The following is a 26199-nucleotide window of genomic DNA, read 5'->3' as shown; positions in this document are numbered from 1 at the left end:
AGCGGGCGAGGAAGGATTCCTATGGCGGAACCGGCTCACGTGGTTGGCAGCGGACTTTCCGAGCTGACCGGTATGACCCTGCGCCAACTGACCGGGCTGGACGAGCCGACCCTCGACGCCGTGGTGGGGAGGGTGGTCGGGCAGGCGGGCCCGTGGGACCGGCTCTGGCAGGAGGACGCCAACCACGGCGCCGCCCGGCGCGCGCGTTGAGCCTCGCCCCGGCGGACGTCGAGCACCTCGTACGGGACCTGGCCGCGGGCGACCCCACCCCGCGGGACATGCGGATCCTGCGCGCCGTCCAGCTCACGCGCAACCAGGTGCTGATCGAGGCGGTCCGCCGCGGCGTGGCCGGGCGCGGGGACGGCGACGGCGCGTCCGCGCCCTTCCGGACGCTGACCGAGCTGCAGGAGACGGCCCCCGAGGTCATGGCGGAGCTGCTGGTGCTGCCGCAGGTGGGGTGCTGGGCGGTCGAGTCGCTGCGGCTGCTGCGCCGTCGGCAGCCGCCCGACCTGGCGTATCTCGCCGCCTTCACGGCCGGGGCGGCGATCCGCGCGGGGCGGCGGCCGGAGCTGACGCCCGGCACGTACGTCCCCGGCCTCGGCACGTACGTGGGGAACGGGTGGCGGGGCCTGCCCTGGCTGCGGGCCGAGGCGGACGGGCTGGCCCTGGCCGTCAGGCTGGAGGCCGGCGACCCGTACCTGTCCGGCTACGGCCCGCGCGGCGCGGCGGAGCCCGGGCCGTGGCGGCCGGCGATGCGCGTCGCCTGGCGGATGCTGACCGGGCGGCACCGCCTCGTCGCCGAGGCGATCGCCGCCGGTTTCACCACGCTGGTGCCGCTCGCGTCCCGGCCGGGAGGCAAGCCCGCCAGCGCCACGTCGGGATGGGCGTACGGGGCGATCGCGCTCTCCCCGCCGCCCGACGCGGTGACGCTGGCCGAGAGCCTCGTGCACGAGATCCGCCACCTCGTGCTGGGCGCGGTCGAGGACGTGGTGCCGCTCACCGACGCGAACGACCCGCGGCGCTGGTACGCCCCGTGGCGCTCGGACCCGCGCCCGCTCGGCGCGCTGCTGCAGGGCTGCTACGCCAGCATGGCGATCACCGCCTTCTGGCGCACCGAGCACGCCTGCGGGCCGCCGGAGCTGCGCGAGCGCGCCGAGACGGAGTACGCCCACCGGCGCGCGATCACCGCCGAGGCGCTGCGCCGGGCGGCGGAGTCGGGCTCCCTGACGGCCGCGGGCGAGACCCTGGTGGCGGGCCTGCGCGCCCGGCTCGAACCGTGGCTGCGCGAGCGGCTGTCGGCGTCGGCGGAGGAGCTGGCCGGGCGGCGCGGCGCCGAGCACCGCGCCCGCTGGCTGCGCGCCAACCCCGGCTACACCCTCTGAGCGCACCCGCCGTGGGGCGTCAGTCGTTCATCGGCTCGATGCCCAGGTTGACCCGGCCGTACTGGGCCGCAAGGCGCGCGTCGGGGTGGTCGGGCAGCGGCGAGCACCGGTAGCCGTCGAGCATCTCCTCCCGCAGCCGGCGCGCCGCTTCCGGGTCGCCGTCGGCGTTGCGGTCGAGCGACAGGTTGGCCATGGCCGCGAGCGTGTTGGGGTGGCCCGGCCCGTGCAGGGCGAGGCTCTGCTCCAGCACCGCCTCGCCCAGCCGCCGCGCCTCGCGCACCTCGCCCAGCGCCGCGAGGTCGCTGGCCAGGTTGTGCGTCGCGATCAGGGTGTTGATGTGCGTGTCGCCGACGACCGCCCGCAGGCCCTCCACGGCCCGCTCGTCGAGCCGCCGCGCGCCGCCCGGGTTGTTGCGCACCCGCAGCACGATGGCCAGGTTGGCGCAGGCCGCGAGCGTGTTGGGGTGGTCGACGCCGGCCACCTTCTCCAGCCCGAGCACGGTCTCCTCGCCCAGCCGCTGGGCTCCGGCGAGGTCCTCGTGCAGGCGGTGGTCGTTGATGAGGTTGGTGGCCGACTGGAGGGTCTGCCGGTGCTCCACGCCCAGGATCGACTGGTGCAGGCCCAGCGCCTTGCGGCCCTGCGCGAAGGCGTCCTCGTAGAAGCCGGCCCTGCGCAGCGCTACGCCGAAGTCGATGGCGACCAGCAGCCGGAACTGGTTCCACGGGCTGTCCCTGCGGTCGAGCACGTTGTTGATCTTTCGGATGAGGTCGAGGGAGTCCTCGTAGCGGCCCAGCCCGCGCAGGTCGCGCGACAGGCCGAACTCCGAGCTGAGCGTCGGGTGCTCGACGGGGCCGAAGATGCGCAGCCGCTCGGCGAGGCTCTCCTCGTCGTGGCGCAGCGCCTCCTCGAAGCGGCCGAGGCAGCGCAGGCTCACCGCGACGTTGCTGCGGATGCGGATCGTGTGCGGGTGGTCGGCGCGGAACTCCCGCTCGAAGATCGGCAGCAGCTCCAGGTCGTTGCGCAGCGCGTCGGCGTACCGGCCGAGCAGGCGCAGCCCCACGCCGTGCACCCGGGCGCAGCCGAGGTAGACGGGGTCCTCCTCGCCGAAGCGGGCGCGCAGGCGTTCCAGGGTGTCGATCTGCAGCCGCAGGGACTCCTCCCAGCGCCCCGAGAACCGCAGCGCGTTGCTCACCTGCACGGCCAGGGCCAGGGTCTGCTTGTCGTCGACGCCGAACCGGCCGCGCCACAGCTCCAGTGCCGGCTCGCCGAGCCGCAGGCTCTCCTGGTGGCCGCCGCGCCGGTAGAGCTGCTCCACCTGGTTGATGACGAGCCGGCGCACCCTCGGGTCGGCCGACTCGACCGCGCCCGAGGGCACCAGGTGCTGGAGGGAGCGCTGGTAGATCTGGTCGTTGCCCTCGCGCTCGGTGGAGCCGGGGTCGGAGGCGGCCAGCAGCAGGTGGGCGGCCTCCCGGAAGCGCCGCGCCGCCTCGGGGTCCTCGCGCGCCATGCGGTCCTTGGTGACCGCCTGCACGACCCGGTGGAGCTGCACCACGTTGCGCACGCCGTCGAGCTTGAGCAGGGAGTAGCGGCCGAGCTCGCGGGCGGCGCGCCGGAACGTGGTCACCGAGGAGAGCACCCTGTCGAGCGGCTCGGGCAGGCCGTGGGTGACGGCGGGCTGCACGAGCAGTTCCTCGGAGATGGGCTCGGCCGACAGGCCGGCCAGCAGCTTGAACAGCGCGTCGGCCTCGTCGGAGATGCGCGAGCGCGACACGCTCCAGGTGGTGGCGACCGACTGCGGGTACTTGATGTCGACCGCGCTGGCCAGCAGTGTGTGGGCGTTGCGCCGGAACAGGTCGAGGTACTCGGCGACGCCGGTGCCGGTCTCGTTGAGGTAGGCGGCGGCGTGCTCGGCGGCCAGCGGCAGGTTGCCGAGCTCGCGGGCCAGCTCGGCGGCGGCGTCGAGCGTGGACTCGGCCGCCGGGGACGAGTCCGGGCCGGCCAGGGCGTCGACCCGGCGGCGGAGGAAGGCGATGGTCTCCTCCGGGTCGAACTCGGTCACCTCGATGCCGTCGAGGTTCATGGCCCGCCGCCAGTGGCGGTCGCGTGAGGTGATGATGACGTGCCCGCCGCCCGCGGGCAGGTAGTTCTGGACGGCCGCGGCGCTCTCGGCGTTGTCGTAGATCAGCAGCCAGTGCCGGTAGGGCTCGCGGCCGGCCAGGGCTCCGAGCACCAGCCGGGCGGAGTAGTCGCGGTCGTCGGCGCGGAACCCGGGCAGGGCCGTCTTCCTGCCCAGCGCGACGAGCGCGTTGATGATGGTCTCCTCCTGCTCGGCCCGGATCCACCAGACGAGGTCGTACTCGGCGCTGTGCCGGTGGGCGTACTCGGCGGCGATCTCCGTCTTGCCGATGCCGCCCATGCCGTAGACCGGCTGCGGCGGCTGCCCGACCAGGGCGGTGGAGCTCTCGGCCAGGCGGGCGCGCAGCTCGGCCAGCTCCCGCTCGCGCCCGGTGAAGTAGCGGTTGCGGAAGGGGATCTCGCGGCCCCAGAGCGTGACGCGCCGCTCCGGCCGTGCCACGTCCTCCATCACGGTCACCGCCGTTCGTCGTCGTGCGCGTGGTGCGGCGCGGTCGCCGCATTCAGCGCGGGTCCATCGTATGACGGACGTCCCGCCGGGTCTCGCATAAAGCGGGCCGTTATTCTCGGGCGAAAGCGAATGTCAGACCGGTATATATCCGGCATTTTCTCTTCACCGAAGGGGACCGTTATGCCTATTGACGGAAACTCCCCTTTCATGGACCCTCAGAAGGGTTGAGCACCCCAGGCCGCCCATATCGAAAGGCGGTGGCATGTGCACTCTGGGGGCGCCGATCGCGACAACGAGGACGCCTGGAAGCTGCTCGTCGGGGACCTCGTCCACGGAGACTGCGTCCCCTTCCTCGGGGCGGGGGCGAGCGCCGAACGCCTCCCGCTCGGCGGCGAGCTGGCCCGCAAGTGGGCGTCCAAGATCGGCTACCCGTTCCCCGACTCGGGTGACCTGGCGCGCGTGATGCAGTACGCGGCGACGATGACGTACCGGGACGCCACCCGCACCAAGCGCGTGTTCGTCGAGGAGGAGTTCGCCGGGGCCGCGCCGCCCGACGGAACCGACCAATACCAGGTGCACGCCGTGCTGGCGCGTTACCCTCTACCGCTGTACGTGACCACGAACTACGACGACTTCATGTTCCTGGCGCTGCAGCGGGCGCGCAAACGTCCGGCCTGGGATCTGTGCCCCTGGTACGCCGCCTCCGCCGACGACTGGACCGGGAGTCCCTTCCGTGAACCCGACTACGTCCCGTCCCCCGACCGTCCGCTGGTCTTCCACCTGCACGGTCACCACGAGGAGCCGCGCTCGATCGTCCTGCTGGAGGACGACTACCTCGACTTCCTGGTGCGGCTCACCCAGGACGGCCGGCACACCGGAGTGTCGCCCGCGCTGTCGCCGGGCGGGCGGCCGATGACCCTGCTGCCGTCCTCCGTCCGCGCCGCGCTGCGCACCAAGGCGCTGCTGTTCGTCGGGTACGGCCTGCGCGACTGGACGTTCCACGTGCTGTTCAGGACGCTGCTGCACGGCCTCGGCGGCACGCAGTTGCGCGAGCACGTCAGCATCCAGCTCAACCCGGACGACCACCCGGTCGAGGAGCGCCGCTACCTCGAACGCCACTTCGAGAGCCGGCGCATCCGCGTGCTGTGGGAGACCCCGCGCTCGTTCAACGACAAGCTCGCCGCCGGGCTGCGGGACGGGCCGTGAACGGCGGCCCGCTCCCGGTCCAGGAGCCGTACGTGGGCCCGCGGCCCTTCCGCCGCGCCGAGGCGCCCCTGTTCTTCGGCCGGTCGCGGGAGGCGCGCCTGGTCCGGGACGCCTGGCTGTCGGAGCGGGTCGTGGTGCTCCACGGCGCCGCAGCCGTGGGGAAGACGTCGCTGCTGCACGCGGGCGTCCTGCCGCTGCTCTCCGGCGAGGCGCCGGACGCCCCGGCCGGCGGCGGCGCGCCGCGGCACACCGCGGTGCTGCCCGTGGGCCGCCTGGTCCACCAGGCGACCTGGCCGCTGGCCCGCGCGTCCGGGCCGGGAGGACACCGGTTCACGCTGCTCAGCAGCTGGACCCCGGCCGGGCGGAGTCCCGACCCCGGGCGGCCGCTCACCGCGGTGCTCGGCGACGTCGCCGACCACCGGCGGCCGTACCGGATCCTCGGGGCGATCGACCACTTCGAGGAGCTGTTCACCGTGTTCCCCGAGCGGCTGGCCGAGCGGGAGCGGCTGGTCGGCGAGCTGGCGCGGGCGCTGCGCGAACTGCCGCTGAACCTGCTGCTCGTGGTCCGCGACGACCAGCTCGCCGCGCTGAGCGGCTACGAGGGCGTGCTGTCGCCGCAGCCGTTCACGTACCTGCGGCTGGAGGGCCTGACCCCGGACGCCGCGCGGTCCGCCATGACGGGCCCGGCCGGGCGCGCCGGCCGCCGCTACGCCCCGGGCGTGGCCGAGCGGCTGGTCGAGCGGCTGCGCACGACCGTCTACACCGACCGGCTCGGCGAGTCGGTGGAGCTGGTCGGCGACCGGGTGGCGCCGTTCGAGCTGCAGCTCGCGTGCTCGGCCCTGTGGGCGGGCCTGGCCCCCGGCGAGGAGACGGTCACCGCGGAGAGCCTGGCCCGGCTCGGCGACCTCTCGGGCGTGCTGGCCGCCTACTTCGACCGGGCGGTACGGGACGTGAGCGTGGAGACGAACTGGCCGGAGGGCGCCCTCCGGGCGTGGATCCGGGCCACGTTCGTCACCGAGCGCGGCACCCGCGGCACCGCCTACCGGGGGCTCTCGCAGACCGCCGAGCTGCCCAACGCGGTCGTGGACGCGCTGGTGGCCCGGCACGTCCTCACCGAGGAGCAGCGCGCCGGCAGCCTGTGGTACCAGCTCGCCCAGGAGCGGCTGGTGGAGGCCGTGCGCGCGTCAGGCGGTCCGGGCGACGGCGTGCCGCCATCCGGTCAGGAGGCGTCACCGGCCCGCTCCTCCGCCGACTTCCGCACCGCGGCCGAGGCCGCGCTCGGCGAGGGGAACTTCGTCTCGGCCCGCCGCTTCGCCGAGGCCGCGGCCAGGCGGTCGCTGGAGCAGGGCGACGAGTGGCAGTTCGCGAACCTGCTGGCCTTCCAGGGGGAGGTGGCCCGGGTCGAGGGCGACCTGGAGTCGGCGCGCGAGACCCTGACCGCGGCCCGTTCGGAGTTCGAGAGCCAGCAGGACACCCTGGCCACGGTCCGGGTCCTCACGGCGCTCGCGGAGGTGTGCCTGTCGATGGGCAACGCCGACGAGGCCGTCGAGCTGGGACGCCAGGCGGTGTCGCGGCTGCCGGGCGACGTCCCGGCCCGCACCACTCTCGCGTACGCGCTGTGGCGGGCCGGCTCGCCGGCGAACGCCGAGGCCGTCTACAACGACGCGCTGGACCTCGACCGCGACGCCGCCCGCGCCCTGCACGGGCGCGGGCGGGTCCGGATCGCGCTGCGCGACCACGAGGGGGCCGTCGCCGACCTGCGGCGGGCCCTGGCGCTCGGGCTGCCACGGGCGGACGAGGACGACGCGCGCGCCGCCCTCGCCGAGGCCCGGCGGCGCCTCGGCGCCTGACCGTCCTCGACTGCTTCGCTCAGTCGGCGAGCTGGATCGTGGCGATCTCCCAGGGGCCCAGGGGCAGGCGGAGGGCGCCGTCCGTGACCGCGATCGGCTCGCCGGGACGGCCGCGCAGGTCGGCGTGCCGGGCACGGGTGAACGAGCCCCGCACCTCCGCCTCCACCGGCTCCGGCGAGAGCGCCACGACCCGCAGCTCCTTCCAGTCGTCGCGGACCCGGAGGGAGCTCATCACCACGCCGTCGCCCGTGACCGACAGGCCCTCGGCCGCCGGAGGCAGGGGAAGCGACGGGTCACCTGTGCCGGGCACCGGCAGCAGGTCGTGCCGGAAGACCTCCGCCGCCGGCGGCACCGCCGCCCATCCGTCCTCGTACGGCATGAGCGCCAGCGTGAGCGAGCGCGGCCCGCGCGACTGGGCGGCCGGGGTCGGGAGCTGCGGACCGGCCGGCTCGGGGCGCAGGGCGTGGCGGTTGCGCGACAGGTAGCCGATGGAGCGCAGGAGGGTCAGCGCCAGCTCCGTCCCCTCGCCGTCCACGGTTCCGCCCCAGGCGCTCCCGTCGACCAGCTCGTACTCCGTGACGTGCTCCAGCAGCGCCGCCACTCCCCCGGCGGCCACCCACGAGGAGGCCGGGAAGGTGGGCAGCGGCTCCTCGCCGCAGCCGCCCTCGGCGGTCAGGCCGCGGGTGACGACCGCGAACTGCCCCTCGGCGTGCGAGACGGACGCCGATTCCGGGAGCGGCACGTGCAGCCGGACCCGGTGGTCGGCGCAGCGGTTGTCGAACTCCACCCGCAGCCGCACGAACGGCTCGCCGACCCGCAGCTCGACGCGGGTGTCCACGACGATCTCCTCGGTGGCCTCGGTCCGGGCGGGCGCGGGGAGGGCGGGCGTGCCCTCGATGCCCGCGCCGGCGGCCGGCCACCGGTACGCGCGGCGCACGTCCAGGGCGGCGACGAGCGGACCGGAGCAGACCGGGGCGACCTCGACCGACTCGGGGGCGGAGACGACGTGGTCGCGGGCCGGAGGCGCGTGGTTGTAGCTGTCGCCGACGTCGCCGCCGTCCACGACGCGGGCCGCGCCCGTGAGCGTGACGCCGGAGGCGGAGGTCAGGGTGAGGGTCCCGTCCTGGGCCACCTCGACGCGGAGCAGGCCGTTGTCCAGCACCCGCCCGTCGGCGCGCACCCCTTCGGACGACCCCACGAGGGCGGAGCCGTTGGCCGCGGCCCGCATGGCGAACGGTCCCGCCACGGGTCCGGCGGCGGGGGCGTGCTCGGCGGCGCGCGACGCCGGGCGCAGGCTCGTGTGGCCGAGCGGCGGCACCTCCACCAGGGCGGCGACGGTGCGCCGGGGCTCGGCGACGATGCGGACCCGCGTCACTCCCTCGACCGCGCCCCGCACCTCGGCCACGTCGAAGGCGGCGCTCGGCTCCCTGGCCACCTCGAAGGTCAGCACCCCGTCCTCGACCGACCAGCCGCTGATGTGCTGCCCGTACAGCTCGGTCCCGTGGACGAAGGTCAGCGCCGTGGCCGGGTCCATCTCCTCGTCGAGCAGCAGCGTGGGCGCGTACTCCAGCGGCTGGACCGGGACCGGCGCGCCGGTGGCGTCCACCAGCGGGTCGTGCCCGGCCACGTCCAGGCGGACGACGCCGCGCCGGGTGACGGGCGTGGGGTTGACGACGAGCACCCCTCCGGCGGGGACCGCGGCGGCCAGCCGGGCGGTCACCATGTCGCGGACGGCGTGCCCCAGGTGCTCGGCCTCGGCGATGCGCGCGGCGACCTGCTGGGCGGTCTCGTCCACGCCGCAGCCGGTGACGGAGTCGTGGCCGCTGGCGTCGACGAGCCGCCACCAGGCCATGTCGAGGAAGCGGCCGGGCCACTCCTCGCCCCAGAGCGTGGCCAGCGGCTCGGCGTAGCGCTCGACCATGCGCTCGGCGCGGCTCATGGCCTGCTTGACGTGGGCGCGGACCGAGATGACGCCGGGCAGGATGTTGGCGCGGGCGTGGGAGCGCAGCTCGCCCCGCACGCGGGGCAGGCCCTCGACGGACCCGCCGTCCCCGTACGCGGTGATGTAGCCGGACAGGGTGTCCATGCGGGCCCCGATCGCGGCCACCATGGCGGGCAGGCCGCGCACCGGCGCCGAGTGGTCGGTGCCGTACATCGCGAGCAGCGCGCCCTCGGGCCCGTGCCACTCGCGCATGCGGCGGGTGAAGACGGCGGCCCGCTCCTTCGTCTGCGCCGGGTCCTCGAACAGGTGGGCGCCGTTGCCGTAGCCGCCGATGGGCAGGTACTGGGCGCGGACCGCGGTGCCGTCCGGCGCCACCCACGCGAAGGCGTCGGTCACCACGGACGACGGCACCCCGCGGTAGACGCAGGCGTGCAGGAGGCCGGCCTTGCGCAGGATCTGCGGCATCTGGGCCGTGTGGCCGAACATGTCCGGCAGGTAGCCCACCGGCATCGCCCCGCCGAGCTTGTCGGCCCGGTCCATGCCGAGCTCCAGGTTGCGGATGATGTTCTCGCCGGAGCACAGGAACTCGTCGAGCAGGATCTGCCACGGGCCGACCGCGAGCCGTCCCGACTCGACCAGCGCCGCGATGCGGTCGCGCTGCTCGGGCCGGACCTCCAGGTAGTCGTCGACGCAGGCGAGCTGCCCGTCGAGGGTGAAGTGGTAGCCCGGCTCGCGCTCCATCGTGTCGAGCACCTCGTCCAGCAGCGCCACCAGCCGCAGCCGGAAGCGCTGGAACGGCTCGTACCACTCGCGGTCCCAGTGGGTGTGCGGGACCACGACGATCTCGTGCGGGCTCGTCACGCTGCTTCCCCTCCGATCGGCAGGCCGTGCTGCACGGCGTAGCGGGCGGCGATCCGCTGGGCCGTGACGATGTCCTCCAGGGCGCCGGCCGCGCCGGTCAGCGGCGGCTCCCCCTCGGTGACGTAGGCGTGGAAGGCGGCGAGCTGCGTCTCGAACGCCTCGGTCACCTCGCGCCACTCGGTGCGTCCCTCGCCGCCGGGGTCTGCGCCCGGCGTGACGACGGTGAGCACGGTGGGCGCGTTGACCAGGTACGGGGCGGGGAAGGCCAGCTCCAGGGTGCCGGCGTCGTGGTGGATCGCCACGGTCTCCCGGTAGGCGGGGTAGTCCTCCAGGTAGTGCCAGCGGATGGAGAACCGCCCGGCGGCCGGGAGCGTGCCGGCGATCTCGACGGATCCCGGGGCCGGTCCCCAGGTCTCGACGTGGGAGATCTCGGCCGGGGAGCCGGTGAAGCGGCGCAGCAGCGACAGGTCGTGGCAGATGGAGCCGAGGGCCACGCCGTACAGCGCGCGGACGGCCTCGGGGGCGTCCGCGCCGAGGGCACGGGAGACGAGCTCGTCCTCGGCCGCGCGCAGCGAGCCGAGCAGCCCGGGGTCGACGTCGGCGGCCCGGGTCAGGCTCGCGAAGGCGAGCTGCGATCCGGCGCTCGGGTGCAGCACGGTCACCTCGACCGACCGGACGGCCTCGGGGCCGCCCAGCTCGGCCAGCAGTCGCTCGGCCCGGCGCACGGCCGGGTCGTACTGCTTCATGTAGCCGACCATGAGGCGTCCCTCGGGCAGCGCGGCGACCTCGGCCCGGGTCAGCGCCAGCGGCTTCTCGCACAGCACGGCGTGGCCCGCCTCCAGGGCCCGCCGCACCGGCTCGCCGTGGGATCCCGAGGCGAGCATGACCACGGCCTCGAACCCGCCCGCGGCGAGCATGTCGTCCAGCGAGGTGTGGCGGGCGGTGACGCCCAGGCGGTCGCCGACGGCGGCGGCCAGCGCGGGCGACAGGTCGCACACGGCGGTCACCTCGAACAGGTCGCGGCGCCTCGACAGCAGCGGCGCGTACACCGCCTGCGTGACGGCCCCGCACCCGACCAGCGCAATTCTCAAATCCCCAAGTCCTTCAGCTTCTGGCGGTTGGCCGCCTGGTCCGCGATGTTCTGGGCGACGGTGCGGCGTCCCGGCAGGGTGTCCTGCTCGATGACGATCCACCCCGTGTAGTCGATCTCGTCGAGGGTGCGCACGACGGCGGGCAGGTCCAGCTCGCCCTCGCCGAGCGGGGCGAACCCGCCGCGTCCCATGAGCTCGCGCAGGTCGGCGCCGTCGGCCAGGGCCCGGGCCTGGATCTTGGTGTCGCCGTCCTTGATGTGCACGTGCCCGACCCGGCTCGCCCAGTCGCGCAGCGCCGTCACCGGGTCTCCCCCCGCCAGCAGCAGGTGGCCGGTGTCGAGGCAGAGCTGCACGTCGGTCAGCTCCAGCAGCCGCTCCACGTCCTCGGGGGTCTCGACGTAGGTGCCGAGGTGGTGGTGGAACGCGGGCTCCAGCCCGCGCTCGCGGCACCGGTCGGCCGCCTCCTGCACGCGGGCGGCGTATCCCGCCCACTCGGACGCCGCCATCCCTGGAACGCTCCCACCCGGGCGCGCGAACCGCTCGGGCGATCCCGAGCACGCCAGTGTGGGGCGCGGCGCGAATCCCTCGGGCGCGTAGGGCGCGGCGGCGAAGACGTCGAGCGCGGCCTCCAGCGCGGGCAGTCCCGCCTCGTACGCCGCCGCGTCGCCGTACCTCAGGTCCACCCAACCGCCCGCGAGCAGCAATCCGTTGCCGGCCAGCCGATCGCTCAGCCCGGACCCGGTGCCGAGGTAACCGATCGGCCCGGAGTCGATGCCCTCGTAACCGGCGTCGGCCAGCGCGCGGACCATCTCGTCGGCACTCAACGGCGGCGCCTCGGTGGCCAGCTCGAACACGCCGAAGCTGACCGGCGCATTAGCAACCTTCACTCGCACAGTGCCATCACCTCGTTCTCGTAGGTTTCCAGCCGGTGCCGCCCCCCGGCGGCGGGCAGGAGCGCGCGGGCGCCGCGGACGACCAGCCGGGCGCCGTCCGGGCGGACCAGGACGAGGCCGTCGGCGTCCAGGGCGAGCAGCTCGTCGCCGAGCCGGAGCAGCAGCGGCCCGTCGGGGCCCGTGGACACGGCGGTGCGCCCGGCGCGCACGCCCTCCAGCACCGTGCTCGTGTCCTCGGCCAGCACCCACGTCGTCGGCGCGCCCGGCAGGCCGTCGTTGCCGGGCCGGTGGAAGTCGCTGCCGCCGATCGCGACCACGTCGTCGCGCCAGGCGTCCGCCCAGGCCAGCGGCGCGCCCCAGCGGCGGTCCCACCAGCCGGAGCTCCAGACCTCGGCGATCCGCGGCCGGCGGGTGATCGGCAGGAGCCAGGCGCAGTCGCCGCCGAGCGGATGGTTGATCGACATCAGGCCGCCCTCGCGCTCGGCGTGCTCGGCCCAGGAGTCGGCGGGCTCGCGGAAGTCGACCCAGCCGACGTCGCCGAAGACGTTGGCGTGGCCGCGGTCGGTGGTGACCTCCTGGCCGGGCAGCAGCGTGATGCCCCGGTCGCGGGCGGCCAGCTCGGGGTGGTGGCTGACCGTGTTGTGGTCGGTCACGGTGAGGAAGTCGAGGCCGCGGCCGCGGGCGAGCGCGGCCAGCTCGCCGATCGTCAGGGCGCCGTCGCTGTGGACGGTGTGGCTGTGGAAGTCGCCGGCGTACCAGCGCAGGCCGTCCACGGCGGGGATGTCGCGGCGCGGCGGGCGCTCGGCGGCGGGCGGCTCCTCGGCGAGCGGGGCCGACGGCGCCGCGTCGGCCGTGGTGATCTCCAGCGTGTAGTCGATGCCCTGGGGCGGGACGCGGTGCAGCCGCAGCCACACGTGCCACGTGCCCGGCTCGACCGGGCCGGGCAGGTAGCCGGGCGTCGCCCAGCCCTCGGTGATCGTGTACGTGTCGCGGGCGCCGCCCGACCAGCCGCGGAACCCGGCCGGGCTGCCGCAGCCGAGGTCGAGCACGCCCTGGGACCGGTCGTAGGACAGCCGCACGGTCACCGCCGCCGTCTCGGAGGGCACCTCGAACGGCACCTCCCGCAGGATGCTCTCCAACCGGTCGTCGAGGGTCCAGCGGCCCTGGAACACCGTCATCGGGTCACCAGCTCCCCGTCGCGGTAGACCAGCGCCCGGTCGCGGCGCGGCGCGGCGAAGCCGTCGTCGCCGACGGCCGGCTCGCTGCCCTCGGGCACGACGGCCTGCACGGTGACGTCGTTGACGTCGAGCGTCACCAGGTGGGACGCGCCGAGGTTCTCCACGATCACCACCTTCCCGGCCAGCGCGCCCTCCGACGAGCCCTCGGCCGGCTTGGGCGCGTAGGCGTTGTACTCGGGGCGCACGCCGTAGACGACCTTCTCCCCGTCGGCGAGCAGTCCGGCCGCCGAGTCGGGGACCGGGACCGCGCTGCCGGCCACCTCCAGCGTGTCACCGCGCACGACGGCGTCGAGCAGGTTCATGGGGGTGGAGCCGATGAATCCGGCGACGAACGTGTTGGCCGGCCGCTGGAACACCTCGGCCGGGGTGCCGATCTGCCGGATCACACCCGCCTCCATGACCGCCATCCGGTCGGCCATGGCCAGCGCCTCGGCCTGGTCGTGGGTGACGAAGACGGTGGTGACGCCCAGCTCGCGCTGGAGCTTCTTGAGGAACGTGCGGGCCTCCAGGCGCAGCCGGGCGTCGAGGTTCGACAGCGGCTCGTCGAAGAGGAACGCCTGCGCCTGCGTCGCCATGACGCGGGCCAGCGCGACGCGCTGCTGCTGGCCGCCGGAGAGCTGGCCGGGCCGCCGGTCCATCAGGTGCTCCAGGCCGAGCCGGGCCGCGACCTCGCCGGCCCTGCGGTGGCGCTCGGCCTTGGCGACCTTCTTGATGCGCAGCGGGTAGGCGACGTTGTCGGTGACGTCCATGTGCGGGAACAGCGCGTAGTCCTGGAAGACCATGGCGATGTCGCGCCCGCCGGGCTGCACGGAGGTCACGTCGCGATCGCCGATGACGACCGCGCCGCCGGTGGCGGTCTCCAGCCCGGCGATGGTGCGCAGCAGCGTGGTCTTGCCGCAGCCGGAGGGACCGAGCAGCGCGAAGAACTCGCCGTCGGGGATGACCAGGTCGAGCGCGTCGAGCGCCTTCACGCCGCCCGGGTAGACCTTGGTCAGCCTTCGCAGTTCGATTGCCGCCATTACCGCTTGATCCCTCCGTGGAACCGGAAGCCGTACTTCTTGCTGACGAACAGGTACATGAGCACCACGGGCACCGAGTAGAGCAGGCCGAAGGTGGACAGCAGCCGCAGGTTGGCCTGGCCGCCCTCGGTGTAGAGGGTGTACATGATCACCGCGGCGGGCTGCTTCTCGACGTCGCTGAGCAGCAGGTACGGCATGAGGAAGTTGCCCCACACGTTGGCCACGGCCCACACCGCGATCGTCGCCAGGCCGGGCCGTACCAGGGGGACGACCACGTGCGCCACGATCTGCAGCGGGGAGGCGCCGAAGACCCGGGCCGACTCCTCGTAGGACTTCGGCGTGGAGTCCATGAAGTCCTTGAGCATGAAGATCGCCGCGGGCAGCAGGCCGCCGCTGAGGATGAGGATCAGCCCGAGCTGCGAGTCGATGAGGCCGAGCTCGACGGCGAGCTGGAACAGCGGCACCATCGCGGCCGTGCCCGTGATGATCGACGACAGCAGCAGCAGCGCGTAGAGCAGCGCGTCGCGGCCGGGCAGGCGCACGCGGCTGAGCGCGTAGGCGGCCAGCGCCGCCAGGGCCACCACGAGCAGCGCCGTGCCGATCGACAGCAGCAGCGAGTTGTACAGCGACGGCAGCGCGTACGGGTGCTCCAGGATGGCCTGGAAGTTGTCGAAGGTGAAGTCCGGCATGCGGACCTCGTAGCTGGGGTCGCTGGTCAGCGGGGCCGACGCGAGCCACAGCAGCGGGATCGTGAAGAAGGCCAGCAGGACCGCGATCAGGGTGGAGAAGCCGATCCGGCCCAGCACGAACCGGGTCATTTCTTGCTCCTGAGCAGGCGCAGGTAGAACACCGCCACGACCAGGTTGATCAGCAGGATGACCGTGGAGACCGCGGCGCCGTAACCGAGCTGGCCGCTCTGCAGGGCGACCTTGTACACGTGGACGGCCAGCACCTCGCTCTTCCCGTCGGGCCCGCCCGCGGTGATCATGAACGGGGTGAAGTCGTTGAACGTCCAGAGGCTGATCAGCAGCAGGTTGGTGAGGATGTGCCCCTTGATGTGGGGGAAGACCACGTCGCGGAGCTGCTGCCAGCCGGAGGCCCCGGCCAGGCGGGCGCTCTCCAGGTGCGAGGGCGGCACGTTCCCGAGGGCGGCGCCGTACAGCATCATCGAGAACGCGGTGCCGCGCCAGGTGTTGAACACGATGATCGACAGCATGGGGTGTTCGAGCAGCCAGGCGTAGTCGCCGGTGCCGAGCAGCGCGTTGAGCGTGCCGCCGTCGGCGTCGAGCAGCGCGACCCACAGGAACGACACGACCGCGCTCGGCAGGATCCAGGCCAGGATGACCAGGCCCTCGACGATCCGCTTGAGCGGCCCGCGCCTGTCGCGCAGCAGCCAGGCGATCGTGAACCCGAGCCCGACCTGCCCGATGACCGCCGATCCGAGCACGAACTGGACGGTCAGCCAGGTGGAGTTCCAGAAGGTGGGCTCGCCCAGCGCCGACAGGAAGTTGTCGAATCCGACGACCTTGGGGTCGGCGGCGGCGGCTCCGGTCAGCCGGTAGTCGGTCAGGCCGAGGTAGAGCACCCACAGCGCGGGGAAGACCAGGAAGATCGCGATGAGGAGCAGCGCGGGGGCCGCGAAGGCTCCCGCGCGCCACCGGCCCAGGCCCGCCGCGTCGACGCTGTAGCGGCGGGCCGTGGGGTCCGCGGTCTCCCGCGTGAGGTCAGGAGGCGATGTTGCCTGCGCCACCGACGAGTCCTTCGAGCTTCTGCTGGTAGGCCGTGGCCGCCTCGTCCGGCGTCTTGCCGCCGACCACGGCCGCGGTCGCCTCCTGGAGCGCCACCGACACCTGCGGGTAGACCGCGACCGGCGGCCGGTAGGCCGTCAGCGGCAGCACCTTCTCCGAGATGAACGTCAGCAGCGGCTCGCCGGCCAGGATCTCCTTGTTGACGTCCGTGCGCGGGGTGATGCGCACGTTGCCGTTCTTGGTCTCCTCCTTCAGCGCCTCGGGCGAGAGCGTGAAGGCCAGCAGCTCGAAGGCCTCCTTCGGGTGCTTGCTGTTGGGGTTGACCGTGCGCAGGGCGCCGCCGGACATGCTGACGAAGTCCTGGCCGCGGATGCCCTTGCCGGGCTCGATGGCGGGGATCATGGCGTAGCCGACGCTCTGGTCACGGTCGGCCATCTTGGCCACGCCGTCCTTGGGGTTGACGACGCCGCGCCAGAAGTAGTCGCCCTCCAGCAGGATGCCGATCTTGCCCTCGGCGAACTGCTGGAACGACTTGTCGCGGCCCTTGGCCTCCTGCTGGAGCCGCGGGTCGCCGAGGCCGCTGCCGCCGTAGATCTTCTGGTAGAGGCCCAGGACGTCCTTGACCGGCTGGGAGGCGCCGGCCCACTTGCCGTCCTTCTGGATCTCGGCGCCCGCTCCGGCCAGCAGCGGCAGCACGCCCTGCATGGTGGTGGCCTCGCCCATCGCGGTGCCGGCGTTGATCTGGATCGGCACGGGCACGCCGGCCGCCTTGAGCTTGGCGCCGGTGTCGAGGATCTCCTGCCAGCTCTTCGGCTGCCAGTCGGCGGGCAGTCCCGCCTTCTGGAAGAGCGGCTTGCTGAAGTAGAGCACGCGGCCGTCGGTGCCGATGGGCAGCGCGTACTTCTTGCCGTTGTAGGTGGCCAGGCCCTGGACGGACTCGGGGATCTGGGCCCAGCCCTCCCAGGAGTCGGCCTCGGGGCCGGCCAGCTCGGACAGCGGCTTGATGTAGCCGGCCTCGGCGAACTCGCCGGCCCAGATGCCGTCGATGTCGATCACGTCGGCGCCCTTGCCGGACTTCAGGTCGAGGGAGAGCTTGGTCTTGTACTGCTCGTCGTCGACACCGCTGGGGACGAACTTGACCTTGACATCCTTGCCCTTGGCCTTCTGCGCGGCCTCGAACTTGGGGATCACCCAGTCGGCCACGAACTCGGCCGCTCGCGCGTTCTTGCCGCCCGCGATGGCGTTCTGGGCGATCGTCAGCTCGATCGTCCCGCCGCCGCCTCCGTCACCGGACGACCCGCCGCACGCGGTGAGCGTCAGCCCGGACGCGGCCAGGACCGCGACGACACTCACGGATCTTCTCCGCAATCCCATGGAAACCCTCCGAACCCTCAGACCCATCCGTAACGGGGCCCACGCCAATATGTCATGACATCTAGATGACGTAAAGGTTTGGCTATATTTCAGGGATGTGCCCACAGTACTCCGGGGAGGGCCTTGCCGATCGGTGACGACAGCGGTCACTCCGGGCCGAACGGCCGTGGCCACCTACCCAGCGGGGATTCGGACTGGCAGAATGCAGGACGAAACAGACATCTGCATGTCAGGACAATAGGCCATGATGGGGAGCTGGACCCTCTGGAGGTGCGTTGTTCGACCTGATCACGATCGGCCGCTGCGGCGTCGACGTCTATCCCCTGCAGACAGGCGTGGGCCTGGACCGCGTCGAGAGCTTCGGCAAGTTCCTGGGCGGCAGCCCGACGAACGTCGCCGTGGCGGCGGCCCGGCACGGCCTGCGCTCCGCGGTGATCACCGCCACGGGGGCCGATCCCTTCGGCGCCTACGTCCGGCGGGCGATCCGCGGCTTCGGCGTGGACGACGCGTACGTGGCCACGGTCGAGGGGGCGCCGACACCCGTCACGTTCTGCGAGATCTTCCCGCCCGATGACTTCCCGATCTACTTCTACCGGGGCGAGCATCCACCCGACCTCCGGCTGACGCCCGAGTCGCTGGACCTGGACGCGATCCGCGACGCCACGGTGTTCTGGTTCACCGCCACCGGCCTGAGCCAGGAGCCGAGCCGCTCGGCCCACGCCGCCGCGCTGGCCGCCCGCCGTTCCGGATGGACCGTGTTCGACCTCGACTACCGGCCCGTGCTCTGGGAGTCGCCCGAGGCGGCCCGGCGGGGCGTGCGCGAGATGCTGCCCCACGCCAATGTGGCCGTCGGCAACCTCGACGAGGTCGAGAACGCCGTCGGCACCCGCGACCCGGAGGCCGCCGCGCAGGCGCTGCTCGACGCCGGGATGCGGGTCGCCGTGGTGAAGATGGGCCCCGAGGGCGTGCTCGCCCGCTCCGCCGACGAGCGGGCCGTGGTGGAGCCGGTCAAGGTCGAGGTGGTCAACGGCATCGGCGCCGGCGACGCCTTCGGCGGGGCGCTGTGCCTGGGACTGATCCGGGGCTGGCCGCTGGAACGCGCGGTCCGCTTCGCCAACGCCGCCGGCGCGTACGTGGCCGCCCGCCTGGCCTGCGCCGACGCCATGCCGACCACGGACGAGGTGCTGGCCCTGCTATGAGCGACGTGACCCTGCCCCCCCGCTCCGCCTACGAGCACCTGACCCGCGTCCGGGCCACCCGGCCGGGAGAGATCGCGCGGGCCGCGGCCCGGCGACGCCGGCGCGGGCTGCCCGCCGAGGGCGAGCGGCTGCTCGTCATCGCCGCCGACCACCCCGCCCGCGGCGCGCTGGCCGTCCGCGACCGGCCGCTGGCGATGGCCAGCCGGACCGACCTGCTCGACCGGCTGTGCACCGCCCTGTCCCGGCCCGGCGTGGACGGCATCCTCGCCTCCCCCGACATCCTGGAGGACCTGCTCCTGCTCGGCGCGCTCGAAGGCAAGCTGGCCTTCGGCTCCATGAACCGGGGCGGGATCCAGGGGGCGGTGTTCGAGGCCGACGACCGGTTCACCGGGTACGACGCGGCCTCCATCGACGCCATGCGGCTCGACGGCGGCAAGATGCTGTGCCGCATCGACCCCGACGACCCCGCGACCGTCACCACCCTGGAGTCGTGCGCCGCCGCCATCAGCGACCTGGCCCGCCGCCAGCTCGTCGCCATGGTCGAGCCGTTCTGGTCGGGACGCCCCGGCGGCGGGCCACTGCGCAACGACCTGTCGCCCGAGGCGGTGATCCGGGCCGTCAGCGTCGCCCAGGCCCTCGGCGTCACCTCCGCCTACACCTGGCTGAAGATCCCCGCGGTCGCGGACATGGAGCGGGTCATGGACGCCACCACGCTGCCCGCGCTGCTGCTCGGCGGCGACCCGCCGGACATCGACGCCGCCTACGCCGACTGGGGGCGCGCGCTGCGCCTGCCCGGCGTGCGGGGCCTCGTGATCGGCCGCGCCCTGCTCTACCCTCCGGACGACGACGTCGCCACGGCCGTGGACGGTGCGGCCGCGCTGATTCGAGAGGTTGGCCCATGACATACCTTCCGTACGGCAAGGCCGCCGGCGGGCCCTGGTCGGTGGAGATCACCCCGGAGCTGGCCGGGTGGACCTACTCGGGGCTGCGGGTGGTCGAGCTGGGAGACGGACCGGTGTCGTTCGCCACGGGCGGCGAGGAGATGATCGTCCTGCCTCTGGCGGGCTCCTGCACCGTGCGGTGCGCCCCCTCCGGCTCGCCCGAGGCCGTGTGGCGGCTCGACGGGCGCGAGTCGGTCTTCGACGGCCCGACCGACTTCGCCTACCTCCCGATCGGGTCGGAGGTGACGCTGGAGGGCCGGGGCCGGATCGCGCTGCCGTCCGCCCGCGCCACCCGCGCGCTGGAGCCCCGGTACGTGCCCGCCGCCGAGGTGCCGGTCGAGCTGCGCGGCGCGGGCCAGGCCAGCCGCCAGGTCAACAACTTCTGCGCGCCCGGCGTCTTCGCCTGCGACAAGCTCGTGGCCGTCGAGGTGCTCACCCCCGGCGGCAACTGGTCGTCCTATCCCCCGCACAAGCACGACACGCCCGGCGCGGAGGAGGCCGTGCTGGAGGAGGTCTACTACTTCGAGGTGGCCGGCGACGGGCAGGGCTACCAGCGGGTCTACTCCTCCGAGCGGGGCCGCGTCGACACCCTCGCCGAGGTGTCGTCCGGTGACGTGGTGCTCGTGCCCTACGGCTACCACGGCCCGTCGATGGCGGCCCCCGGCTACGACCTGTACTACCTCAACGTGCTGGCCGGACCGGCCGAGGAGCGGAGCATGGCCTTCTGCGACGACCCACGCCACGCCTGGATCCGCGCCACCTGGCAGGACCAGGCGATCGACCCGCGCCTGCCGTTCGGGGGCGGGCGATGACGCGCCTCACCGTCGCCCAGGCGGTCGTGCGCTTCCTGGCCGCCCAGTGGAGCGAGCGTGACGGCGCCGAGCACCGGCTGTTCGGCGGCTGCCTCGGCATCTTCGGCCACGGCAACGTCGCCGGGCTCGGCCAGGCGCTGGCCACCTCCGCCGAGGACCTGCCCTACCGGCTCAGCCGCAACGAGCAGGCGATGGTCCACACGGCCGCCGCCTACGCCCGCGCCGCCAACCGGATGTCCACGCTGGCCTGCACCACCTCGATCGGGCCCGGCGCCACCAACATGATCACGGGTGCGGCCGGGGCGACCATCAACCGGCTGCCCGTGCTGCTCCTGCCCGGCGACGTGTTCTCCACCCGCGTCGCCAACCCGGTGCTCCAGGAGCTGGAGGACCCGCGCTCGTACGACGTGTCGGTCAACGACTGCTTCAAGCCCGTCTCCCGCTTCTGGGATCGCGTCAACCGTCCCGAGCAGCTCCCCTCGGCGCTGCTGGCGGCCATGCGCGTGCTCACCGACCCGGCCGAGACCGGCGCGGTGACCCTCGCGCTGCCCCAGGACGTCCAGGCCGAGGCGTGGGACTGGCCGGACGAGCTGTTCGAGCGCCGGGTCTGGCACGTCCCCCGGCACCGGCCCGAGCGCGCCGCCGTGGCCAGGGCCGCCGAGCTGATCAGGTCGGCCACCCGTCCGGTGATCATCGCGGGCGGCGGCGTCCTCTACAGCGAGGCCGCCGACCGGCTGCGGGAGTTCGCCGAGACGCACGGCGTCCCGGTCGCCGAGACGCAGGCCGGCAAGGGCGCCCTCCCCCACGGCCACCCGCTGGCGCTGGGCGCGGTCGGCGCGACCGGCACCACGGCCGCCAACGCCGTCGTCCGCGAGGCCGACCTGGTCATCGGCGTCGGCACCCGCTACAGCGACTTCACCACCGCCTCCCACTCCCTGTTCGCGGCCGGCACGCGCTTCGTCAACCTCAACGTCACCGGCTTCGACGCGGCCAAGCTGTCCGGGCTGCAGCTCGTGGGCGACGCCCGCGAGGGCCTGGCCGACCTGGGCGAGGCGCTGGCCGGCTGGGACACGGGCGCCGCGCACCGCGAGCGGGCCGCCGCCCTGATCCGCGCCTGGGACGCCACGGTGGACGCCGCCTACGACCCGTCCGCGTCGCTCGAGGACGGCTCCCCGCTGCCGCAGACCGCCGTGATCGGCGCGGTCAACGCCGCCGCCGGCGACGACGGGGTCGTGGTGTGCGCGGCCGGCTCCATGCCGGGCGACCTGCACAAGCTGTGGCGGCCCAGCGGCCCCGGCGCCTACCACGTCGAGTACGGCTACTCCTGCATGGGCTACGAGATCGCGGGCGGCCTCGGGGTCAAGCTCGCGACGCCCGAGCGGGAGGTGTTCGTCCTGGTGGGCGACGGCTCCTACCTGATGATGGCCCAGGAGCTGGTCACGGCCGTGGCCGAGGGGGTCAAGCTGGTCGTGGTCCTGGTGGACAACTCCGGCTTCGCCTCGATCGGGGCCCTGTCGGAGAGCGTCGGGGCCGAACGGCTCGGCACGTCGTACGCCTACCGGGGCTCGGGCCGCTACGACGGCGGGCCGCTGCCCGTGGACCTCGCGGCCAACGCCGCGAGCCTGGGCGCCACGGTGCTGCGCGCCGACACGGTCGCCGGGCTGCGCGAGGCGCTGAAGGAGGCGCGGGCCGCCACGACCACCACGGTCGTGTACGTCCGCACCGACCCGGCGAGCCGGGCGCCCTCGTCGGAGGCGTGGTGGGACGTGCCGGTGGCGGAGGTCTCGACCACGGCCGCGGGCGAGCAGGCGCGGCAGGCGTACGAGTCGGCCAGGAAGGAGCAGCGCCGGCACCTCTGACGGCCGGCCCGCGGGTGCGCCGCCCCTGTCGCCGTGGTTGCCCGGGTGGTTGCCCGGAGAGATCCGGGGGAACGCCTCTGACCAGGCATGACGTCGGGGGGCGGAATGAGGGTGTGGCGTGCGCTGGGCTGGGTCGCGCTCATCGCGGTGGGGCTCTACCTGTTCTCCGTCCTGCGCACCGTCGCCATCTCCGTCATCGTCGGCCTGCTCGTGACCGCGCTGCTGCTGCCCCCGGCCCGCTGGCTGCGGCGGCGCGGTCTCAACCGGGCGCTGTCCACCGCGGCGGTGTTCGCGGGCGGCGTCCTGCTGGCCGCGGCGCTGGTGGCGATCCTCGTGCCGCCCACCGCGAACAGCCTCGCGCAGCTGCGCACCAGCGTCGGCACGGCCTTCGGCGATCTCAACGGCCTGGTCTCCCGGTTCGGCCTCAACGGCGAGACGCTGGCCGTCCACGCCAGGGACTACCTGTCCGCCCAGGGACAGAAGATCGCCACCGGGGCGCTCACCGGCGTGCGGACGGTCGGGGAGATCATCGTGGGCGCGGCGCTGTCCGTCATCCTGGCCGTCTACTTCGTCCACGGCGGGGACCGGCTGTGGCGGTGGCTGACCGAGCTGCTGCCCGCCCCGGCCCGGCCGCGCACCGAGCGCGCCGGCGAGCTGGTCTTCGACGTCCTCGGCCGCTACATCCGCGGTGTCGCCCTGGTGGGCGCGGTGGACGGGTTCTTCATCGGGATGGCGCTGTGGATCCTGCACGTGCCGCTGGCGCTGCCGCTGGCGGTGCTGACGTTCGTGGGCGCGTTCCTGCCGGTGGTGGGGGCGTTCGTGGCGGGGCTGCTGGCGGCGGTGGTCGCGTTCGTGGCCAAGGGCTGGGTGGTGGCGCTGGCCGTCGTGGTCGTGACCGTGCTCGTGCAGCAGCTCGAAGGGCACGTGCTGGCGCCCCAGATCTACGGGCGGACGCTCGACCTGCCCGGCGCGGTCATCCTGGTCGCCATCGCCGTGGGCAGCCTGGTCGCCGGGATCACGGGGGCGTTCCTGGCCGCCCCGGTGACGGCGGTGATCGTGGCGCTGCTTCGCGACCGCGGCGCCCCGCCACCGGCCCGCGCGCTCCCGGCCCACCCGCCTCCGCCCCTGCCCGCGGACGCCACCTGAGGTCCCACCCGATCCTGAGGTCTCACCCGATCCGGGCGCGGAGATCGCCGTGCGTCATGATGGTCCTCATGCGATGGGTGACGTTCGACTGCTTCGGCACGCTGGTGGACTGGCGGCACGGCATCGCGACCAGCGCCGAACTGGTCGCGCCCGGACATGGCGAGCGGCTGCTCGACGCGTACATTCCGCACGAGCAGGCGGTCCAGGAGGAGTCGCCGGGCATGCGCTACCACGAGGTGATGGCCGAGTCCCTGCGCCGCGCGTGCGCGCAGGAGGGGGTGGAGCTGCGCCCCGACGACGCCGGCATCCTGGCCGCCACGCTCCCGTACTGGCCGGTCTTCCCCGAGGTCGGCGCCGAGCTCGGACGGCTGCGCGCGGCCGGCTGGCGGCTCGCGCTGCTGACCAACTGCGACCGCGACCTCATCGCCGGGACGCGGCGGCGGCTTCCCGTGACGTTCGACGCGGTGATCACCTCCGAGGACGTCGGCGCCTACAAGCCCGACCACGCGCACTTCACGACGTTCCGGGACACGTTCGAGCCGGAGCGGTGGGTGCACGTGGCGCAGAGCTATGTCCACGACCTCGTCCCGGCGCACCGGCTGGGGCTGCGCCGCGTGTGGATCAACCGGATGGGCCTGCGGCCCGCCGACCCGTCGGTGCCCCAGGACGTCCTGCCCGACCTGCGCGACCTCGCCGACCTCCTCTGACACCGCGCGAGGGCTACGGCGAGGTGACGCGCTGCTCCAGGACGTCCGAGATGCCGGCGAGGAACGCGTCCACGTCCGAGATCAGGTAGCCCGACCTGAGCAGCACGGTCGAGAACCTCGCCTCCCGCACCTCCTTGGCCGTCACCGCGTACTCGGTGGTGCCGCGCAGCGTCGCCACGATCCGGTCGAGGAAGGCGTCCACCTCGTCCTCGTTGTAGCCGGTGCCCATCCGGCCCGGCCGGAACGCCACCCGCTCCACCCGCGCCGCCTGGGCCTCGAACCACTCCTCACGCAGCATCTCCCCGGTCGGCTCGGTCATGGCCAGCCTGATGGGACTCCTGGCCTGCGTCTCCAGCGCCACCACGAACGCCTCCAGGGCGAAGTCCACGGCCGTCTCGTGGTAGCCGCCACGCTTGGGACGGAACGTCGCCCGGCGAACGTCGTCGGCGGTCACGGGATCCACGTCACGCGCTCCCCGGCCCAACGTCGACTCGATCCGCCCGATGAGGGCGTCGACCTCCGCCGGGTCATATCCGGAACGCATGCCCATGACGCGCGGAAAGCGGTTCAAGCCCACTCCTCCCGGAATCTACTGAGGGGTTCGATCTCGGATGGGTTCGATCTCTATTGTGCGGTTCTTTATCACGACGATGCGAGCCGCCCTATACCGTTACAGCACCATGTGGCTCACTCAGGTCTCTTTCCGCTACCGAAGGCGTGACCGTTACGTCATCGAGGCCGCCGAGGCCCGCCTCGCCCCTGGTGACGTGGTGGAGCTGACCGGAGCCAACGGCGCGGGCAAGTCCACGCTGCTGCGTCTGCTGGCCGGTCTCACGCGCCCCACCTCCGGCGCCGTCACCGACCGCCCCGCCGTCGTCGGGTACGTCCCCGACCGCTTCCCCACCGGGCAGCCGTTCACGGTGGCCGGCTATCTGCGCCACATGGCGCGGGTCCGCGGCGGTGCCCGCTGGGAGCCGTGGGCCGAGCGCGTCGGCCTCGACGCCTTCTCGGAGGTACGGCTGCGCGAGCTGTCGAAGGGGACCGCGCACAAGGTCGGTCTGGTGCAGGCCCTCATGGCGGAGCCCGGGCTGCTGGTGCTGGACGAGCCGTTCGCGGGCCTGGACCAGGACACGCGGGACGCGCTGCCGCAGATCGTCACCGAGGTGACGGAGCGGGGCGGCATCGTGGTGGCCAGCGACCACCAGGGCGGACTGGGCACACTGGACGGGGTGCGGCTCTGGTCGTTACGGTCGGCCCGCCTGATCGAGCACCCGCCATCGTCGTCGCCCGCGGATTCCTCGGCCCTGGACGATTCGCTGGACGGTTCTCCGGGCGTGTTCGCGGCGTCGGGGGACGCGGTCGCCGTGGAGGTGCGCGTGCCGGCCCGCGATCTGGACGGCTTCCTCCGGCGGATGCGCGACGACGGCTACCCGGCTCGGGCCCTCACCGAGGAGGAGGCCAGATGATCGCCCTGGTGGTCTTCCGCATCGCGGCCTACGTGCGCTCCCACCGCGTCTTCCAGGCCCTGCTGCCCATCCTCGTCATGATCTCCATCGTGTACGCCAGCCGCGCGCCCCGGGGGGCCGAGGCGGCGGCGCTGACCGACTCGGCCGTGCTGGTCATCCCGTTCCTGGCGTGGGCGGCTCGGGGTCTGCTCGACACCGAGCCGGACGAGCAGCGCGCCATCTCGGCGACCGGTGCCGGCGGGCGCCTGCGCGAGGTGGCCGCCGGGCTGCTGGCGGCGCTGGTCACGTGCACGGCGTTCGCGGCGCTGACCCTCGGGTGCGGGCTGATGCTCGGCCTGTCCGCCACGCCGTCGCGCGGGGTCGTGTCCGCGGGGGTGGTGCTCCACGGCCTCGCCGTCCTGGCCGGGGTCGCGCTCGGCGCTCTGACCAGCCGGCCCGTCATGCCGTCGCCGGCGTACTCGGTCACGGCGCTCGTCGCGGGGTTCCTGATGATGCTGCTGGTCGGCGCCTCACCGGCCTACTGGCTCACGGTGCCGGTCACGGCCTGGATGAAGGCCGCCGGAGCGGGGCGGCTCGTGACCGAGCTGCCGGGGCTGACCGCCATCTCCCTCGCCTGGTGCCTGGCGGCCCTGACCGTGTACGGCTACCTACGCCGCAGCAGACCGTGACGACTGAGGGATGTCGTGGTGGGCACGGGGCCGTCCTGTGAGGAGGCTCGGGCTCACCCTGTGAGGCGCATGGGCCCACCCTGGGGGGCGACACCGGCCCAGCCTGTGAACCGTGCCCGGCCGGCGTTGCGTGCGTAACGGCCGCCGGCCCCGTGCGGGTTCAGCGGCCGTCTCCCTGGAGGCCCTCAGCCCCGTGCGGCGGGTGGCGCCGGC

At 73.7% G+C, this 26199-nt stretch carries 22 protein-coding genes; 12 read left to right on the top strand and 10 right to left on the bottom strand.

Annotated elements, in window-relative coordinates:
• The first annotated feature begins 72 nt into the window (after positions 1-72).
• Entirely contained in the window at positions 73-210 is a 138-nt protein-coding gene (locus HTZ77_RS42305; RefSeq protein ID WP_175595429.1) for a hypothetical protein, read from the top strand.
• Positions 207-1382: an aKG-HExxH-type peptide beta-hydroxylase gene (locus HTZ77_RS42300; protein ID WP_175595428.1), complete on the top strand. Its 1176-nt coding sequence runs from the start codon at positions 207-209 to the stop codon at positions 1380-1382. Before HTZ77_RS42305 ends, HTZ77_RS42300 begins: the two co-directional genes overlap by 4 nt.
• A 19-nt stretch (positions 1383-1401) precedes the next feature.
• Here HTZ77_RS42300 and fxsT read toward each other — a convergent pair whose 3' ends face one another.
• Positions 1402-3966: an FxSxx-COOH system tetratricopeptide repeat protein gene (gene fxsT, locus HTZ77_RS42295; RefSeq protein ID WP_175595427.1), complete on the bottom strand. Its 2565-nt coding sequence runs from the start codon at positions 3964-3966 to the stop codon at positions 1402-1404.
• Between the two features lie 264 nt (positions 3967-4230).
• Here fxsT and HTZ77_RS47115 point away from each other — a divergent pair, with 264 nt between their 5' ends.
• Positions 4231-5172, top strand: a complete 942-nt coding sequence (locus tag HTZ77_RS47115) for an SIR2 family NAD-dependent protein deacylase (RefSeq protein ID WP_175595426.1) — start codon at positions 4231-4233, stop codon at positions 5170-5172.
• 32 nt (positions 5173-5204) lie between these two features.
• Positions 5205-7022 carry an nSTAND1 domain-containing NTPase gene (locus tag HTZ77_RS48580; protein ID WP_175595425.1) on the top strand — a complete coding sequence of 606 codons (1818 nt, stop codon included), beginning with the start codon at positions 5205-5207 and terminating at the stop codon, positions 7020-7022.
• A gap of 19 nt (positions 7023-7041) precedes the next feature.
• On the opposite strand, the gene HTZ77_RS48575 is transcribed toward HTZ77_RS48580, so the two are convergent.
• The 8 genes from HTZ77_RS48575 to HTZ77_RS42245 are packed head-to-tail and all read right to left on the bottom strand — an operon-like array spanning position 7042 to position 17167.
• Positions 7042-9825 carry a glycoside hydrolase family 38 N-terminal domain-containing protein gene (locus tag HTZ77_RS48575; protein WP_175595424.1) on the bottom strand — a complete coding sequence of 928 codons (2784 nt, stop codon included), beginning with the start codon at positions 9823-9825 and terminating at the stop codon, positions 7042-7044.
• Complete coding sequence (locus HTZ77_RS42275) at positions 9822-10916, bottom strand: Gfo/Idh/MocA family protein (protein WP_175595423.1); 1095 nt, start codon at positions 10914-10916, stop codon at positions 9822-9824. The genes HTZ77_RS48575 and HTZ77_RS42275 overlap by 4 nt, the downstream gene beginning before the upstream one ends.
• Entirely contained in the window at positions 10913-11803 is an 891-nt protein-coding gene (locus tag HTZ77_RS42270; protein ID WP_175595422.1) for a TIM barrel protein, read from the bottom strand. The genes HTZ77_RS42275 and HTZ77_RS42270 overlap by 4 nt, the downstream gene beginning before the upstream one ends.
• Positions 11800-12987 carry a CehA/McbA family metallohydrolase gene (locus HTZ77_RS42265; RefSeq protein WP_175595421.1) on the bottom strand — a complete coding sequence of 396 codons (1188 nt, stop codon included), beginning with the start codon at positions 12985-12987 and terminating at the stop codon, positions 11800-11802. The genes HTZ77_RS42270 and HTZ77_RS42265 overlap by 4 nt, the downstream gene beginning before the upstream one ends.
• On the bottom strand, positions 12984-14066 hold the full coding sequence (locus tag HTZ77_RS42260; protein ID WP_175595420.1) for an ABC transporter ATP-binding protein: 1083 nt from the start codon (positions 14064-14066) through the stop codon (positions 12984-12986). The genes HTZ77_RS42265 and HTZ77_RS42260 overlap by 4 nt, the downstream gene beginning before the upstream one ends.
• Entirely contained in the window at positions 14066-14884 is an 819-nt protein-coding gene (locus HTZ77_RS42255; protein WP_175595419.1) for a carbohydrate ABC transporter permease, read from the bottom strand. The genes HTZ77_RS42260 and HTZ77_RS42255 overlap by 1 nt, the downstream gene beginning before the upstream one ends.
• On the bottom strand, positions 14881-15816 hold the full coding sequence (locus tag HTZ77_RS42250; RefSeq protein ID WP_175595418.1) for a carbohydrate ABC transporter permease: 936 nt from the start codon (positions 15814-15816) through the stop codon (positions 14881-14883). The genes HTZ77_RS42255 and HTZ77_RS42250 overlap by 4 nt, the downstream gene beginning before the upstream one ends.
• Positions 15791-17167: an extracellular solute-binding protein gene (locus HTZ77_RS42245; protein ID WP_328809090.1), complete on the bottom strand. Its 1377-nt coding sequence runs from the start codon at positions 17165-17167 to the stop codon at positions 15791-15793. Before HTZ77_RS42245 ends, HTZ77_RS42250 begins: the two co-directional genes overlap by 26 nt.
• A gap of 296 nt (positions 17168-17463) precedes the next feature.
• On the opposite strand from HTZ77_RS42245, the gene iolC reads away from it, so the two are divergent.
• The 6 genes from iolC to HTZ77_RS42215 all read left to right on the top strand — a co-directional run bounded on the left by iolC (position 17464) and on the right by HTZ77_RS42215 (position 23852).
• Complete coding sequence (gene iolC / locus HTZ77_RS42240; protein ID WP_175595416.1) at positions 17464-18387, top strand: 5-dehydro-2-deoxygluconokinase; 924 nt, start codon at positions 17464-17466, stop codon at positions 18385-18387.
• Positions 18384-19289 (top strand): Cgl0159 family (beta/alpha)8-fold protein, encoded by a 906-nt coding sequence (locus HTZ77_RS42235; protein ID WP_175595415.1) that lies wholly within the window; start codon positions 18384-18386, stop codon positions 19287-19289. The genes iolC and HTZ77_RS42235 overlap by 4 nt, the downstream gene beginning before the upstream one ends.
• Positions 19286-20140 carry a 5-deoxy-glucuronate isomerase gene (iolB, locus tag HTZ77_RS42230; RefSeq protein ID WP_175595414.1) on the top strand — a complete coding sequence of 285 codons (855 nt, stop codon included), beginning with the start codon at positions 19286-19288 and terminating at the stop codon, positions 20138-20140. The genes HTZ77_RS42235 and iolB overlap by 4 nt, the downstream gene beginning before the upstream one ends.
• The gene (gene iolD, locus HTZ77_RS42225; protein WP_175595413.1) at positions 20137-21999 is read left to right on the top strand and encodes a 3D-(3,5/4)-trihydroxycyclohexane-1,2-dione acylhydrolase (decyclizing); all 1863 of its coding nucleotides are present in this window, start codon (positions 20137-20139) and stop codon (positions 21997-21999) included. Before iolB ends, iolD begins: the two co-directional genes overlap by 4 nt.
• 105 nt (positions 22000-22104) lie before the next feature.
• Positions 22105-23145, top strand: coding sequence for an AI-2E family transporter (locus HTZ77_RS42220; RefSeq protein ID WP_175595412.1), 1041 nt, complete (start codon positions 22105-22107; stop codon positions 23143-23145).
• Positions 23146-23213: 68 nt separating this feature from the next.
• Entirely contained in the window at positions 23214-23852 is a 639-nt protein-coding gene (locus tag HTZ77_RS42215; RefSeq protein ID WP_205304646.1) for an HAD family hydrolase, read from the top strand.
• 13 nt (positions 23853-23865) lie between these two features.
• On the opposite strand, the gene HTZ77_RS42210 is transcribed toward HTZ77_RS42215, so the two are convergent.
• Positions 23866-24423 (bottom strand): DivIVA domain-containing protein, encoded by a 558-nt coding sequence (locus tag HTZ77_RS42210; protein WP_175595411.1) that lies wholly within the window; start codon positions 24421-24423, stop codon positions 23866-23868.
• A gap of 109 nt (positions 24424-24532) precedes the next feature.
• On the opposite strand from HTZ77_RS42210, the gene HTZ77_RS42205 reads away from it, so the two are divergent.
• Together HTZ77_RS42205 and HTZ77_RS42200 are read left to right on the top strand one after the other, a co-directional pair.
• A complete protein-coding gene (locus tag HTZ77_RS42205) occupies positions 24533-25318 on the top strand; it encodes an ABC transporter ATP-binding protein (RefSeq protein WP_175595410.1) in 786 nt (261 codons plus the stop codon).
• Positions 25315-25986, top strand: a complete 672-nt coding sequence (locus HTZ77_RS42200; RefSeq protein WP_175595409.1) for a hypothetical protein — start codon at positions 25315-25317, stop codon at positions 25984-25986. The genes HTZ77_RS42205 and HTZ77_RS42200 overlap by 4 nt, the downstream gene beginning before the upstream one ends.
• The last annotated feature ends 213 nt before the right edge of the window (positions 25987-26199 follow it).

The sequence above is a fragment of the Nonomuraea montanisoli genome, from assembly GCF_013363975.1.
Taxonomy (GTDB): domain Bacteria; phylum Actinomycetota; class Actinomycetes; order Streptosporangiales; family Streptosporangiaceae; genus Nonomuraea; species Nonomuraea montanisoli.
The sequence above is the reverse complement of the archived record's forward strand: the minus strand, read 5'-3'. Positions and strand labels throughout refer to the sequence as shown.

Coding starts and splice junctions, on each gene's coding strand:
- HTZ77_RS42305 (WP_175595429.1), top strand. CDS start 73: ATGACCCTGCGCCAACTGACCGGGCTGGACGAGCCGACCCTCGACGCC.
- fxsT (WP_175595427.1), bottom strand. CDS start 3,966: ATGGAGGACGTGGCACGGCCGGAGCGGCGCGTCACGCTCTGGGGCCGC.
- HTZ77_RS42265 (WP_175595421.1), bottom strand. CDS start 12,987: ATGACGGTGTTCCAGGGCCGCTGGACCCTCGACGACCGGTTGGAGAGC.
- HTZ77_RS42260 (WP_175595420.1), bottom strand. CDS start 14,066: ATGGCGGCAATCGAACTGCGAAGGCTGACCAAGGTCTACCCGGGCGGC.
- HTZ77_RS42255 (WP_175595419.1), bottom strand. CDS start 14,884: ATGACCCGGTTCGTGCTGGGCCGGATCGGCTTCTCCACCCTGATCGCG.
- HTZ77_RS42235 (WP_175595415.1), top strand. CDS start 18,384: ATGAGCGACGTGACCCTGCCCCCCCGCTCCGCCTACGAGCACCTGACC.
- iolB (WP_175595414.1), top strand. CDS start 19,286: ATGACATACCTTCCGTACGGCAAGGCCGCCGGCGGGCCCTGGTCGGTG.
- iolD (WP_175595413.1), top strand. CDS start 20,137: ATGACGCGCCTCACCGTCGCCCAGGCGGTCGTGCGCTTCCTGGCCGCC.
- HTZ77_RS42220 (WP_175595412.1), top strand. CDS start 22,105: ATGAGGGTGTGGCGTGCGCTGGGCTGGGTCGCGCTCATCGCGGTGGGG.
- HTZ77_RS42215 (WP_205304646.1), top strand. CDS start 23,214: ATGCGATGGGTGACGTTCGACTGCTTCGGCACGCTGGTGGACTGGCGG.
- HTZ77_RS42205 (WP_175595410.1), top strand. CDS start 24,533: ATGTGGCTCACTCAGGTCTCTTTCCGCTACCGAAGGCGTGACCGTTAC.
- HTZ77_RS42200 (WP_175595409.1), top strand. CDS start 25,315: ATGATCGCCCTGGTGGTCTTCCGCATCGCGGCCTACGTGCGCTCCCAC.